Below are 13822 nucleotides of genomic sequence, written 5' to 3'. Positions count from 1 at the left end.
TTACTTGGCTTCTATTTTAAAGGCGCGGGGCTGCGGGTTTTTGGTTTCAGGGCCGAACCACACATCATAAATTTTTGCTGCCTGACCAGTAGACTCCAGCTTCAAAAGTTCATCGTTGACGGCTTTTAACAGCGCGGGTTCGCCTTTTTTTACCCCCACGCCGATCTCTTCTTTACTCAGCAGGTCCGGCAAAATTTTGAAATCCGCTTTATCCGGCGCACCGCTTAACAAGCCCGCCAGGATTGTACTGTCCTGGGTGATGGCCTGCACATTACCGTTGCGTAAGGCGGTTAATGCCAGGGGGATATCGTCATAGGCCAGTACGCGCGACTGCGGGAAGCGCTGATGTAACGCCTGCTCACCGGTAGTACCTTTTACCGCGCCGATTCGCGCTTTGCTGTATTCATCGAGCTTGTCCGGGGATTTTGCTGGCACAAGGAACTGCTGGCCGGTGACAAAATAGGGCACGGAGAAATCGATCACTTGTGCACGCTCAGGTGTGATCGTGATATCCGCTACGATTAAGTCGGCTTTACCGGATTGTAATAGCGGAATACGGTTGGCCGGATTGGTGGCCACCAGCTCCAGTTTTACCCCCAGGGACTTGGCCAGCGCTTCGGCAAAATCGACGTCATAGCCGACAATCTTATGCGTTTTTGCATCAACTGAACCGAACGGCGGATTGGCGTCGAATGTCGCCACTTTAACGACGCCGGCGGCTTTGATATCGGCCAATTGGTCAGCCTGAGCCTGTGAGACGCTAATGCCAGAGGCCAGCAGCACGCTGAGTGCCAGAAGTGTTTTTTTAGCGCTGTGAATTTTCGTTGCCATCATTGTATGAAATCCCTGTAGTTTTTGGTTTGTGCTTTTTACGCTCCCATAACTTACGATTCAGACAAAATAAGAAAAAATTCTTATCTATATACAAAATGTTATTAGTGAAAGGGGGGAGAACAGGAGTGATGTGCGCGAACGTTGAGAAACGCTACGTGATTACCCTCATGACCTGTACCATACGTCAATAAAGTTAATGGCTGGGGACAAGCATGCTGCGTGATAATTTTAACGATCTTTATTATCTCATTATCGTCGCCCGCGAGCGGAGTTTTACGCGGGCTGCGGCAAAGCTCGGGGTCTCGCAGTCAGCGTTAAGCCATGCGATACGTGGACTCGAAGAGCGGCTGGATGTTCGACTCCTGACCCGTACCACGCGCAGCGTCGCGCCGACTGAAGCCGGAGAACGGCTCATCAACAGTATCAGTCCGCGTTTTGATGACATTGAAACGGAGCTGCTGGCATTAACTGACATCCGTCAGCGGGTGGCGGGTAACATTCGCCTTACCTTGGGTGAACATGCGTTGCAATCGACCGTCTGGCCCGCGCTGGCGCCTTTTTTGCAGGCTTATCCTGAAGTGAAAGTGGAAATGACCCTCGACAACAGCCTGACGGATATTGTGGCTGGCCGTTATGACGCGGGTATTCGTCTCGGCGAGCAGGTGGCAAAAGATATGGTTGCTGTCAGAATTGGTCCGGACTGGCGCATGGTGGTGGTCGGTTCACCCGCTTATTTTGCCCGCCATGGTAAACCACTCACCCCACACGATCTGCAAAACCATAACTGCATCAACATGCGCATGCCAACGTTGGGCGGGCTGTATGCCTGGGAATTTAGCAAAGGCGGACAAGATTTACGCGTGCGGGTTGAAGGGCAGCTTATTTTTAACAATCTCCCCCCGCGGATTAGCGCAGCGATTGCCGGGATGGGGCTGGCATTTGTGCCGGAAGACACTGTCGAACAGGCGGTGGCTGACGGTGCGCTGGAAAAAGTGCTGGAGGACTGGTGCGAACCCTTCCAGGGCTATTATATGTACTACCCCAGCCGCAGGCAGCACACCGCCGCCTTTGCCAAATTGATTGAGGCTTTACGGTATAAGGGCTGAAACGGAAAGGGGTAACAGGCGATAAAAAACCGGCATTGCGCCGGTTCGGAAATCAGATTTTGCAGGCGTCGCCGCAGTCATTATCAGCAATAATTTCCTGCGCTTTCTTATCTGCATCTTCCAGACGTTCAGCATTACGCTCTTGCGCTTCTTCCAGTCCATCAAAGACCAGATTATCGAGATCAATTTCCATCATTCACCTGCTCAGGTTCAGCGTTTAACATCACACTATTATATTGCAAAAATGTTGCTTAACAGCAGCGATTATTGCTACTTAGCCCCGAACTTAAATCAGATGCGCATGTTTTTCCGCCAGCGTAGCCTACTGTTGGCGGCTGCGAAGATCCATTGGTCATAAATACTGCTAAATGCCAGCGCTTTCTACCGTTTTGCTCTTACTTTTTCATTAACGTGACATGCGATCATTTTTAACAACTCTGCGACAAAATCACTATACATATAACTTAATATCTTTTATACATTAATTGTTCAACCCTGCGACTATTCCACAAAAGAGAAAGATATATGGAACAGACACCTGATAAGAAAAACGATAATTTTCAGAAAGATGGCAAAGAACAGTTCAATCGCTCAATCGGTTTAATTTCTAATTTCGCGTTGGGTTTTACCTACCTTTCGCCGCTCACTGCCGTCTATTCGCTGTTTGCGCTGGCCGTAACGCTGGCGGGGCCGCCCGCAGTATGGTGGATTTTAATCGTCGCATGTGGCCAGCTTTTAGTGGCGTTGGTATTTGGCGAGGTCGCTTCCCAGTATCCGATAACCGGTGGACTGTATCCCTGGGCGAGAAGATTATGGGGCAAGAAATATGCCTGGATTGCCGCCTGGATTTACCTGTGGGCGCTGGTGGTCACCATTACGTCAATTGCGGAATATACCTCGACGTTTGTTGAGTCGCTGTTCCACTATGGTCAAACGCCTGCCACCATGTTGCTGACGTCTGTCCTGCTACTGCTGTTGATGATGGCTGTTAACATGTCCGGGACCAAAAACCTGGCCAGAGTCGCCAAAATTGGCTTCTGGTGTGAAATTGTTAGCGTGATTGCGCTGGGAATTTACCTGCTGATCTTTCACCGTTCTCAGCCTTTCTCCGTCATCTTCGACTCGATGGGCGTGCTTGCTCAGGACGGAAGCTACTCCACCGCGTTTATGTCCGCCGCGCTGATGGGGCTGTTTATGTTCTTTGGCTTTGAAGCCTGCGGTAACGTAGCGGAAGAGGTGCAGAACCCGAGCAAAAAGATCCCGGTTGCGATGATTTTAAGCATCGTATTTGGCGCAATTTCCGCCATCATTTCTGTGATGGGTTATCTGCTGGCTTCACCGAATCTGGTCATTATCGTGAATGGTAAAACGTCCGATCCAATCCCCGCCATTCTCAATGAAGCCCTGGGAGAAACCGGCGCAACTATCTTTATCATCGTCGCGATTGTGGCGATGTTGTCGTGCATTTTGTCTCTACAGGCTGCGTTAAGCCGTCTTATTTTTTCGTTCTCTCGCGACAGAATGCTGCCAGGAAGTGAATGGATGTCCAAAATCTCGAAAAACGGCGTTCCGGATAATGCGATGGTCGTCAGTTGCTTGCTGCCGGTGATCATCTGCGTTTGGGTCTATTTCCAGCCAGACAACCTGTCGCGTATTACCGCGTTTGCCGTAATCGGTATTTATATCTCGTTCCAGATGGTTGTGCTTGCTGCGTTACGTCAGCGTCTGAAGGGCTGGAAACCGGCCGGGGAGTGGACCATTGGCGGTTGGGGCGTGATTGTAAACGTACTGGCCTTAGCCTATGGATTATGCGGGATCTGGTTGCTGGCCCAACCAGCAGACAGCAGCGATTTCATTGATCGTTGGACAGTGCTGTTCGGCCTGGCGATTGTCGTTGGATCGGGGCTTATCTATATGTTCCTGACCCGACCGTTTGGGCGCTCTGCGGCGCCGGAAAACGACGCCATTGCTTACGCCAATAAGCTCAATATGGGGCAGGACAACTAAAACAAGGGCCTTCGGGCCCTTAGTTTTGATAGTGATAAAGGATAAAGTAGTCGCTCTGATATACCACGGTGCTGTTGGCGGGCGACAGTAACTCACCCACGCGAAAGCGCGGCCAGCTGGAGAAGATAATCCTGTTTTCCAGATTGGTCAGTATGACATAGTCAGGATGAGCGCAGGAGAGCAGTTCGGCTTCGATTTGGCTGACCAGCAGATCGACGGCGGCGACGCCAAGAAACTGATCGTTGTAGTAGACCGGCACTGCCGAAGTCAGGGTATAGGAGATATTGCAGATATAATCGACGTACGGGCCGTGGATATAAGCTTTGCCTGCCGGTGGCGAATGTTTAAACCACTCGAAGGTTCTGAAATCCAGTCGTTGCTGCGTGGCCTGATCCAAATCGAGATGCGCCTGGCTCAAACCATTATCTTTCTTATACCACCACTCCAAAAGCCAATACTCTTTGGTGGTGGCGGTGCTCTCTATATGGCTGGCAAATCCGGCTCCAGAGCAGTAATGGTTGTCATTGAGCGTACGCTTAATATGCTGTTGAACGGTGGATCGCACAGAGGGATCGAGGACAACCTCGGCCGAAGCTTTCTGTATCCCGGCAATCGCCTCATGGATGCTCCTCGCCAGCGCCACGGTAGAATCTACCGTAGAGACAGTAATATCATCAATTTTACGGATTAATGCGCTTAAAGATGTCGAAGAGCTCATTGTCTGTCCTGCCTTCACGGATTGTCAGTTCGAGTTATATTTCAGCTTTTTTTCGATAAGGTAATAGGTAAAGGTGTCGATGATCCGCGTGGCAAGCTGTACTGATTCCGCCTCGTTGTGGGCGGCCAGCGCATCGGCCAGTGCTGAATAAAGCGCGATAATTTCGGCATGAATGCTGTCCGTGCGATAGAGGATCGCCACCAGCGATGCCCATTCAGCTTGCACCTGAAGCTCCTGGTTCGCCAGCCGTGCCGAATGTGAACTGGCGGCTATTGCCAGCAGGCATCGCATATCGGCCTGGGTCATCAGCTCAGGTGATTTTGCCTGTCTGAGCACCTCAACAAACTCGCGAAATTTGGCGATATCCGCGCCGGTCATTCGTCTGGAAGCAAGTCTTGCGCTATGGCTAATGATGGCGCAATGCATTTCCCCCAGATCCGAAAGATAATCGGTACTGATCGCTTTGAACGGATGCAGGGGGCTATTTTTGCCATCAATATTTTCGCAAACGAAGCTGCCACCATTACGGCCACGAACAGTATGGATAAGATTATTAGCCCGAAGCGTGTTTAGCGCTTCTCTGATAGTGATATGTGAGACACCCATCATCTTTGCCAAATCAGTTTCGTTGGGCAGCTGTTCTTTCGGCTCCAACAATCCCGTGATAATGGCATTTGAAAGGCGTTGCACTATCTGGTCTGAACGACTGACCTGCCCGATAGGCGCAAATATGACCGCGTGAGTAATCATAATCTTTTCTGCACTCAATTCCCTGAAACAACGACCCTTTCTAACACATGCCTGCTGGGCAAGGAAGGTAAGAATGGCCGCGTTATTTTACATGCCCATGCGCAAAAGCTGCCGCACAGACGGATGTGTGTCCCAATAACCATTGGAGCTGCGCGCGCCGCGTCAGCTAACAATGACAAGCCTTCCTCTGAATAATGTAAAGAACAAGTTAAAAATGAGAGGCTTATCATAGTGTCAATGTTGCGTATTTGAAAAGTTTTTACAATATATATATTACATAAGATTCTTTATGTATTAACGGGTGGAGACAGACATGAAAACCCTGAAGCATTTTATTAATGGGCAATATGTAGCAGGCGGCAGCGAAGAGACCTTCGAACTGGTGAGTCCGGTCGACGGTGAAACGTACGCATTATCTCCTAATGCCAGCGCGGCAGAGGTAGAGCAGGCTTACTCTGCTGCTGAAGCGGCGTTTAGCATCTGGAGAAAATCGACACCGGCCCAGCGACAAATAGCGTTATTGCGCCTGGCGGACGAAATAGAACGCAACGTGGAGCGACTGGTCAATGCCCAGAGCCAGGAGACGGGCCAGCTTCGCCATTTTATTGAGAAGGAAGAGATCGCGGCATCCTGCGATGCCATCCGTTTTTTTGCCGGGGCTGCGCGTTGTCTTGAAGGCAAGGCAGCAGGCGAATATTCCGCTGGATTTACCTCGACTATTCGCCGGGAACCGCTGGGTATTGTCGGGCAAGTTACGCCGTGGAATTACCCATTTATGATGGCGGTATGGAAGATTGCGCCGGCACTGGCGGCGGGTAACACGGTAGTGTTAAAGCCAAGCGACACCACCCCGGTCAGTACGCTGCTGTTGGCGGAACTGGCGGCACCCTTGTTCCCGAGAGGAGCGTTTAACGTGGTTCTAGGCAAAGCCAGTACCGGTTCTCTGGTGGTCTCAAACCCGAAAGCCTCACTGGTTTCGATTACCGGTTCGGTCCGCGCAGGTCTGCAGGTTGCGGCCTCGGCAGCGGCGAACCTGACCCGGGCGCATCTGGAATTGGGCGGGAAGGCGCCCGCGGTGGTATTTGCTGATGCGGATATGGACAAGGCGGTTGCGGCGATTGTCACGGCTGGCTTTTTCAATGCCGGGCAGGACTGCACGGCGGCCACGCGTATTCTGGTCGAACAGTCCATCTACGCTGAATTCCTGGAAAAACTGGTACAAAAAACAAAGAGTATTAAATTTGGGCCGCCAGAAGACCAGGATGCGCTGTATGGCGCATTGAATAGCCGGAATCAACTGGAACAAGTGAAAGGCTTTATTGAGCGTTTACCGGCGCATGCAAAAATTGAGACCGGCGGGCGCGCCGGATCTGGCCCTGGCTTCTATTTTGAGCCGACGATCGTCTCTGGTCTGCAACAGCACGATGAAGCTATCCAGCATGAAGTATTTGGTCCAGTAATGACTATTCAGCCGTTTTCTGACGATGAAGATGCATTACTTAAGGCCAATGATGTGGAATATGGTCTGGCGGCGAGCGTCTGGACCAGCAATCACAGTCGCGCGCAGCGCTTTTGCATTGACCTTGATTTTGGCACGGTATGGATTAACAGCCATATTCCCCTGTGCGCCGAAATGCCGCACGGCGGCTTCAAAAAATCAGGTTATGGCAAAGATCTCTCATCTTATTCACTCGAGGAATACACTCGGGTGAAACATATCATGTGCGACATTTCTGAATAGAGAGGGTGGTGATGAAAACATTAAAAGTGGCGGTGCTTTCATTGGTGATGCTCTCGGGCTATAGCCTGGCAGAAAGTACCTCGCTGAATACCGTGAACGAGTATATGGCGGCGTGGAATGCGCATGATGCTTCGCGAGCGGCTCAATATCTTGCAGATGATGCTGTCTATTATGATGCCGCCGCGGGAGAACCGATTACCGGCAGGGAAAAAGCAGAAAAAGAAGTTATTGGGGCCTTTATTAAGGCGGTCCCGGATCTGACCTGGAAAATGATCGGTAAACCCGTTTATGACGAGGATACCGTGGCTTTTCGTTGGCAGTTCTCAGGAAAAAATAGTGGTGAATGGGCAGGGAGCCCACCGACAAATAATCTGATAAGATTTGAAGGTGTTAGCTATATTCATGTTAAAGCAGGAAAAATCACCTGGCAGGGTGATTATTATGATTCTAAGAAACTGGATGAAGAATTAAAGCCAGTGAAATAGATGGCGATCCCCTTTTTGCTGAGAAGGGGATGCCTCTTATTTGTGTCGTGTTAAGGGCAGTGTAGCAATAAGGAAAAAGTTAATGGCAATTACCCGACGTGATTTTCTCAACGGCGTCGCGGTGACCGTTGCGGCGGGGCTTACCCCGCTGGAATGGGTCAGGGCGGCAGGGAAGGAAAACGCATTTATAGATGGAAGTTATTATCCGCCTGCGCTGACGGGGCTGCGGGGCAATCATCCTGGATCGTTTGAAATGGCGCATGCCGTGGGCCGTGAGCATAAACATTTTGATTTAAACGCTTTGCCTATTGAGGAAGAGTACGATCTGGTGATTGTGGGCGGCGGTATTAGCGGCCTGGCTGCCGGTTGTTTCTGGCGTCAACTTGCCGGACAAAATAGCCGGATTTTGATCCTCGATAATCATGACGATTTTGGAGGACATGCCAAACGGAATGAGTTTACCAGCTCGGGCAAGAAACTACTCGGCTATGGCGGCAGCGAAGCATTCCAGTCTCCGGCGCATAATTTCAGTCCCGAAGTGCAAAAGCTGATGGAAACTGTGGGCGTCAGCGTCACGCGGTTGAAAGAGAGTTTTGACGTAAACTTCTATCCCGACTGGCAGCTCAGTCGCGGCGTTTTTTTCGATAAAAAGAATTTTGGCGAAACAAAAATCGTCAGCGGCGATCCGGGACGGGCGGTATCTGATGATATTCCGCCGGACAGACTGAATGGACGCAAGATTGAAGACTTTATCAATGATTTTCCGCTAAGCGAGAACGACAGAAAAGCGTTAATCGATCTGCATGTACGTCCTGCGGACTACCTTCCGGGTATGACGATTGATGAGAAAACTGAATGGCTGGATACTCACAGCTACAGTGAGTTTCTGGCGACAAAAGTCGGTTTGAGCAAAATGGCGCTGCTCTATTTTCAGCAGCGTTCTAATGACTTCTTTGCCATTGGCATTGAAGGGATTTCCTGTAGCGATGCCCGGGCGTGCGCCTTACCGGGTATGGAAGCGCTGGGATTACCCCCGCTGGACGGAGAGTCGCTGGCAGACCTCGAAGAGCCGTATGTTTACCATTTTCCGGATGGAAATGCCGGTCTGGCCCGACTGCTGGTCAGGTATATGCTACCGGATGCGCTACCGGGTACCACCATGGAGGACTCGGTCCTCGCCAGACTGCATTATGAAAAACTGGATCTGCCGGAAAACACCACGCGTCTGCGCCTGAACAGCACGGTGATTAACGCCGCCAACGTACCGGATGGCGTGGTTGTCAGCTATCTGCGCGACGGAAAAATGCATCGCGTTCGTGGTAAGAACACCATTATGGCGGGTTATAACATGCTGATTCCGTATCTGGTGCCAGAGATGCCGGAACAGCAGCAGGCGGATCTCAAACTGAACGTGAAAGCGCCGCTGGTATACACCAACGTGGTGGTTAAAAACTGGCAGGCATTTAAACAGCTTGGCGTGCATGAATTTTACTCTCCGGCAGCCCCCTACAGCCGGGTTAAGCTCGACTATCCGGTCAGCATTGGCGGGTATCAACACCCAGCCTCACCGGACGATCCGATGGTGATTCATATGGTCTACGTCCCCACGTATCCTGGCAGTAACCTCTCGGCCAGAGAGCAGTTCCGTCTGGGGAGGGCCTATCTGCTGGGGACGACATTTGCGGCGCATGAAGAGATGATTCGCGCCCAGTTGCAGGAGATGTTTGGCGCAACAGGCTTTGATAATCAACGCGATATTGCCGCCATTACGGTTAACCGCTGGGCGCATGGCTATGCCTATTACCCTAACTCGTTGTTCGACGATATGGACAAAATGCCCGAGATTATCGAGCGGGCGCGCAAGCCAGTCGGTCGTATTGCCATTGCTAACTCCGATTCTGACTGGGGGGCTTATGCTCATACGGCGATCGATCAGGCATGGCGAGCGGTTAATGAACTCAAGGAGATGGGGTGATCTATGCGTAATGTAACCGTTCTTGCTGCCTGTTTATTTACCGCCACGGTTTCTGCGGCTGAAACTCATGGCGAATACATCGCGAGGATTTCTGACTGCGTAGCCTGTCACACGACGGAAGGTGGCGCGGCGATGGCAGGGGGTAAAAAGTTTCCCACTCCGCTTGGGGATATTTATTCGACCAATATAACTCCAGATAAGACACAGGGGATTGGTAGCTACGCATACGAGGATTTTGAAAAGGCGGTACGTCAGGGGATTGCCAAAGATGGTCATCCGCTCTATCCGGCCATGCCTTATCCCTCTTACGCGAAGCTTTCTGACGAGGATGTTCAGGCGCTGTACCGCTATTTTATGCATGACGTCACGCCGTCGGCACAACCCAATAAAGAGAATGCCATTCCGTGGCTACTCTCCGCCCGCTGGCCGCTGCATATCTGGAACTGGTTGTTTACCGACGCGCCAGAGACGGCTGCTGCGAGCGCGAAAACGGATGAAAACGCGGTCCTGCTAAAACGAGGCGCTTATCTGGTGGAAGGCCCGGGCCACTGCGGTTCATGCCATACACCGAGAGGTGTGGCGATGAACGAAAAAGCGTACAGCAATGCCGATCCCGAGTATCTGAGCGGCGCGATGATCGACGGCTGGTATGCGCCGTCGCTGCGGGGCACCGGAATGTCGGAGTCGGAGTTAAAATCGCTGTTGCTGACCGGTAAAAGTAAACATGCCGCGGTTTCTGGTTCGATGGCTGAAGTCGTTACGCAAAGTACACAGTATCTGACGGACGAAGATGCCACGGCGATCGCACAATATCTGCTGAGCCTGAAAAGTACGAAGCCTGAAGCGGGGCGTACCGCAGCGACTACGACATCCTGGTCGAATTCAGCCGAGGCGGGCAAAGTGACCTATAACCGCTACTGCTCAACGTGTCACGGTCTGGAAGGCAAAGGTACGGATGATAATGCACCTTCGTTGATCCGCAATCCGCTGGTGATGGTGGATGACCCGACGCCACTGTACAGAGTGATTGCCTATGGCGCAGAAACCCCGACAACGCGGGGAAGCGTCTCCTTTAAGATGCCAGCCTACGGCGGCATGTTAACCGACAGCGAAATGCGTGACGTAATTAACTACGTGCGTAAAAGTTGGGGGGAAGGGAATGGTGAAGTAAGCCAGCAGGATCTGGCTGGCGTTAAAAAAGCGTCACATTAAACAGCATGCCGGATAAGGTGCGAGCACCGCTATCCGGCAGTGCTTATACGGCGTTTTCCCTGATAATCGTCGCGAGTCGGGTAAACGCCGCCGCCATTTCATGTTCTTCAATACTGGCAAACCCCAACAGCAGGCCGCTGCATTTCTCTTCATTCACGTAGTAACGAGACAGCGGACGCACCAGCAGATCTTGCGCATTCGCTTGCCGGGCTATGGCGACGTCATCACTTCCGGCGGGTAGCTGTAAAATCATATGCAGCCCGGCGTTGCTGCTGAAGGAGCCAAGATATTGCTCACCAAGTTGGCGGGTAATAAGTTCCACCAGCATCTGGCGACGACGACTGTACAGCTGGCGCATTTTTCGAATATGCGCCGCGTAGTATCCCTCGCGGATAAACTCCGCCAGCGCGGCCTGAATCAACAAATGTCCGCCGCGATAGAGGTCGTTATGAACCTTTTTAAGCGGCGCGGCTAGTGGTTTGGGCAGTACCACATACCCGAGTCGCAGTGCAGGATAGAGTGTCTTACTGAATGTTCCGATGTAGATAACCGGCGTATCTTCCTCCAGTCCCTGTAATGACGGAATAGGCTGCCCGGAAAAGCGAAACTCGCTATCGTAATCATCTTCTATTATCCAGCTTCGCGTTTCACGGGCGCGCAAGAGAAGCTGTTGCCGACGGCTCAGGCTCATTACCGAACCGAGCGGATACTGATGTGACGGTGTCACAAAAATCAGCTTCGGTGCGGGTTCTGTTGGGCCTGGCGGAATCATTCCTTGCTCATCAACCGGGATCGCCGAAAAGTTAACCGCGTTGATACGTAGAATGTTTTTTATCCCCCAATAGCCTGGTTCCTCAATCCAGGCATTGTCACCCGGATTACACAACGCGCGCGCTACCAGATCCAGCGCCTGGTGAATACCTTCAGTAATCAGAATTTGATCAGGCGAACAACGTACACCCCGGGCGGTGCGCAGATAGTCTGCCAGCGCTTCTTTCAATTCACTCACCCCGCCTGCGGCATCGTAAGTGAGAAACGCCGGGCGCAGTCGCCTTGCCAGCCGATCCTGGATTTTTTTGAGCACCCGATGAGGAAAATGCTGAACATCAGGCACGCCAGGAATAAAGGCTCCCCATTGCCGGGGACTGGCGCTGGCATGCCCCAGCAGTTCAAGGCAGCGGGCAGATAAGCGGGTGTGATCCTCAAGCGCAACAGCCACTGGCTCTTTGTTGGGGCGGAGGTCGAGATTGTCGAGCACGCTGTCGCTAACGAAGGTGCCGCTGCTGGTGCGCGCAGAGATATAGCCTTCGGCCTGCAACTGCTCGTAAACCCGCAAGACGGTGTTTCGCGATAACGTCAGTTCGCCCGCCAGATCCCGCGAGGGAGGCATGCGGGTAGCCGGTTTCAGGCTGCCCTCAAGGATGCAACTACAGATGGCGGCATACAGGCGACGATGCAGTTTTTCATCTGTCTGCTGGCTAAATGCTTGCTTGATCACATCTCCGGCAAGTGAACGCATTTGGATCCTTAAAATAAAACGATTTGGCTCTCGATTAAAGTACCAGATGGCGTCTAAATTTAAAGGGTAATTCAACTGAAATGTATTTATGGACAAGGTGTAGAGAATGAACAATAAAAACCTGCAACAACGTCGTCTGGATGCCACCCCGCGTGGCGTGGGTGTCATGTGTGATTTTTACGCCCAGTCGGCAGAAAACAGCACGATTACCGATATTGAGGGCAATCAGTATATTGATTTTGCCGCCGGGATTGCCGTGCTGAACACCGGGCACCGTCATCCTCGTCTGGTGCAGGCAGTCGAAGCGCAACTGCAGGCGTTTACCCACACGGCTTATCAGATTGTACCGTACGAAAGCTATGTGTCTCTGGCTGAGAAAATCAACGCCGTTGCGCCGATTGACGGTAAACGCAAAACCACATTCTTCACTACTGGCGCAGAAGCTGTGGAAAATGCGGTGAAAATCGCCCGCGCGCATACCGGTCGTCCCGGTGTTATCGCTTTTGGCGGCGGTTTTCATGGACGTACTTACATGACGATGGCGCTGACCGGCAAAGTAGCGCCCTATAAAAAAGGGTTCGGCCCGTTCCCGGGTTCCGTTTACCATGCGCCATATCCTTCTGAGTTGCAGGGTGTCTCCACGGCGGATTCGCTAAAAGCGATTGAACGCCTGTTTAAAGCCGACATCGATCCAACTCAGGTTGCGGCGATTATCTTCGAACCGGTCCAGGGCGAAGGCGGTTTCGTGGTGGCGCCGTCGGAGTTTGTTGCCGGGATCCGCCGTATCTGTGATGAGCATGGCATCGTGATGATTGCCGATGAGGTGCAAAGCGGTTTTGCGCGTACGGGGAAACTGTTTGCGATGGATCACTACGCCGACAAAGCGGACCTGATGACGATGGCAAAAAGTCTGGCGGGTGGGATGCCGCTGTCTGGCGTGGTAGGCAAGGCAGAAATTATGGATGCGCCTGCGCCGGGTGGGCTGGGTGGTACCTATGCCGGCAACCCGTTGTCGATTGCGGCGGCGCATGCGGTACTGGATATTATTCGTGATGAGCAGTTGTGCCAACGAGCAGCGGCTCTCGGCGAACAACTGCGCGCCACCCTGACTGACGCGCAAGGATGGTGCCCTGAGCTGGCCGAAGTGCGCGGCTTAGGCTCAATGGTTGCTGCTGAATTTTGCGATGCAGCGACGGGGGAGCCCAGCGCTGCCGTCGCGCAACGCGTGCAGAAGAAAGCCCTCGAGCAGGGATTGCTGTTGTTAACCTGTGGCCAGTACGGCAACGTTATTCGTTTCCTTTACCCGCTGACAATTCCGCAGGATCAGTTTGCCAAAGCGCTCGATATCATTAAAGCTGCGACGAAATAGTTTAGCCACTCAGTATCAACAAAAGCCGACGGTGGTCATTGCCGTCGGCTTTATTTTTGCCCACAAAAATTGATCTTCCTCGTGTGTAGCGCGGTAATTATCGCTA

12 protein-coding genes are annotated in these 13822 nt (G+C 52.1%); 7 read left to right on the top strand and 5 right to left on the bottom strand.

Going from position 1 to position 13822, the window contains the following annotated elements; all coding sequences use genetic code 11:
* Positions 1-834 carry an ABC transporter substrate-binding protein gene (locus tag ICA20_RS13760; RefSeq protein ID WP_038640311.1) on the bottom strand — a complete coding sequence of 278 codons (834 nt, stop codon included), beginning with the start codon at positions 832-834 and terminating at the stop codon, positions 1-3.
* A gap of 212 nt (positions 835-1046) precedes the next feature.
* Here ICA20_RS13760 and ICA20_RS13755 point away from each other — a divergent pair, with 212 nt between their 5' ends.
* A complete protein-coding gene (locus ICA20_RS13755; RefSeq protein ID WP_038640312.1) occupies positions 1047-1940 on the top strand; it encodes a LysR family transcriptional regulator in 894 nt (297 codons plus the stop codon).
* Positions 1941-1992: 52 nt separating this feature from the next.
* Here the strand turns inward: ICA20_RS13755 and ICA20_RS13750 are convergent, their stop codons facing one another.
* Complete coding sequence (locus ICA20_RS13750; protein WP_003832695.1) at positions 1993-2133, bottom strand: hypothetical protein; 141 nt, start codon at positions 2131-2133, stop codon at positions 1993-1995.
* 332 nt (positions 2134-2465) lie between these two features.
* Here ICA20_RS13750 and ICA20_RS13745 point away from each other — a divergent pair, with 332 nt between their 5' ends.
* Positions 2466-3947, top strand: a complete 1482-nt coding sequence (locus ICA20_RS13745; RefSeq protein WP_038640315.1) for an APC family permease — start codon at positions 2466-2468, stop codon at positions 3945-3947.
* Positions 3948-3966: 19 nt separating this feature from the next.
* Here the strand turns inward: ICA20_RS13745 and ICA20_RS13740 are convergent, their stop codons facing one another.
* Together ICA20_RS13740 and ICA20_RS13735 are read right to left on the bottom strand one after the other, a co-directional pair.
* Positions 3967-4665, bottom strand: a complete 699-nt coding sequence (locus tag ICA20_RS13740; protein WP_038640317.1) for a cache domain-containing protein — start codon at positions 4663-4665, stop codon at positions 3967-3969.
* Positions 4666-4689: 24 nt separating this feature from the next.
* A complete protein-coding gene (locus ICA20_RS13735; protein WP_038640319.1) occupies positions 4690-5415 on the bottom strand; it encodes a GntR family transcriptional regulator in 726 nt (241 codons plus the stop codon).
* Positions 5416-5728: 313 nt separating this feature from the next.
* Between ICA20_RS13735 and ICA20_RS13730 the strand changes: the two genes are divergently transcribed.
* The 4 genes from ICA20_RS13730 (at position 5729) to ICA20_RS13715 (ending at position 10828) form a co-directional block, all read left to right on the top strand.
* Positions 5729-7156, top strand: a complete 1428-nt coding sequence (locus tag ICA20_RS13730) for a gamma-aminobutyraldehyde dehydrogenase (RefSeq protein WP_038640325.1) — start codon at positions 5729-5731, stop codon at positions 7154-7156.
* Positions 7157-7167: 11 nt separating this feature from the next.
* Positions 7168-7641 carry an ester cyclase gene (locus ICA20_RS13725; RefSeq protein WP_038640326.1) on the top strand — a complete coding sequence of 158 codons (474 nt, stop codon included), beginning with the start codon at positions 7168-7170 and terminating at the stop codon, positions 7639-7641.
* Positions 7642-7723: 82 nt separating this feature from the next.
* Entirely contained in the window at positions 7724-9616 is a 1893-nt protein-coding gene (locus ICA20_RS13720) for an FAD/NAD(P)-binding protein (protein WP_038640327.1), read from the top strand.
* Between the two features lie 3 nt (positions 9617-9619).
* On the top strand, positions 9620-10828 hold the full coding sequence (locus ICA20_RS13715; protein ID WP_038640328.1) for a cytochrome c: 1209 nt from the start codon (positions 9620-9622) through the stop codon (positions 10826-10828).
* Positions 10829-10871: 43 nt separating this feature from the next.
* Here ICA20_RS13715 and ICA20_RS13710 read toward each other — a convergent pair whose 3' ends face one another.
* Positions 10872-12347, bottom strand: coding sequence for a PLP-dependent aminotransferase family protein (locus ICA20_RS13710; RefSeq protein ID WP_038640329.1), 1476 nt, complete (start codon positions 12345-12347; stop codon positions 10872-10874).
* 106 nt (positions 12348-12453) lie between these two features.
* On the opposite strand from ICA20_RS13710, the gene puuE reads away from it, so the two are divergent.
* On the top strand, positions 12454-13716 hold the full coding sequence (puuE, locus tag ICA20_RS13705; RefSeq protein WP_038640330.1) for a 4-aminobutyrate transaminase: 1263 nt from the start codon (positions 12454-12456) through the stop codon (positions 13714-13716).
* Positions 13717-13822 lie beyond the last annotated feature (106 nt).

This window comes from Citrobacter sp. C5_2 (assembly GCF_014596845.2).
Classification (GTDB): domain Bacteria; phylum Pseudomonadota; class Gammaproteobacteria; order Enterobacterales; family Enterobacteriaceae; genus Citrobacter; species Citrobacter werkmanii.
This window is presented reverse-complemented; position numbering and strand designations above follow the sequence as displayed.

Excerpts from the sequence above, each read along its gene's own strand:
- ICA20_RS13735 (WP_038640319.1), bottom strand. The coding sequence starts at position 5,415 with ATGATTACTCACGCGGTCATATTTGCGCCTATCGGGCAGGTCAGTCGT.
- puuE (WP_038640330.1), top strand. The coding sequence starts at position 12,454 with ATGAACAATAAAAACCTGCAACAACGTCGTCTGGATGCCACCCCGCGT.
- ICA20_RS13715 (WP_038640328.1), top strand. The coding sequence starts at position 9,620 with ATGCGTAATGTAACCGTTCTTGCTGCCTGTTTATTTACCGCCACGGTT.
- ICA20_RS13740 (WP_038640317.1), bottom strand. The coding sequence starts at position 4,665 with ATGAGCTCTTCGACATCTTTAAGCGCATTAATCCGTAAAATTGATGAT.
- ICA20_RS13710 (WP_038640329.1), bottom strand. The coding sequence starts at position 12,347 with ATGCGTTCACTTGCCGGAGATGTGATCAAGCAAGCATTTAGCCAGCAG.
- ICA20_RS13750 (WP_003832695.1), bottom strand. The coding sequence starts at position 2,133 with ATGGAAATTGATCTCGATAATCTGGTCTTTGATGGACTGGAAGAAGCG.
- ICA20_RS13725 (WP_038640326.1), top strand. The coding sequence starts at position 7,168 with ATGAAAACATTAAAAGTGGCGGTGCTTTCATTGGTGATGCTCTCGGGC.
- ICA20_RS13745 (WP_038640315.1), top strand. The coding sequence starts at position 2,466 with ATGGAACAGACACCTGATAAGAAAAACGATAATTTTCAGAAAGATGGC.
- ICA20_RS13730 (WP_038640325.1), top strand. The coding sequence starts at position 5,729 with ATGAAAACCCTGAAGCATTTTATTAATGGGCAATATGTAGCAGGCGGC.
- ICA20_RS13760 (WP_038640311.1), bottom strand. The coding sequence starts at position 834 with ATGATGGCAACGAAAATTCACAGCGCTAAAAAAACACTTCTGGCACTC.
- ICA20_RS13755 (WP_038640312.1), top strand. The coding sequence starts at position 1,047 with ATGCTGCGTGATAATTTTAACGATCTTTATTATCTCATTATCGTCGCC.
- ICA20_RS13720 (WP_038640327.1), top strand. The coding sequence starts at position 7,724 with ATGGCAATTACCCGACGTGATTTTCTCAACGGCGTCGCGGTGACCGTT.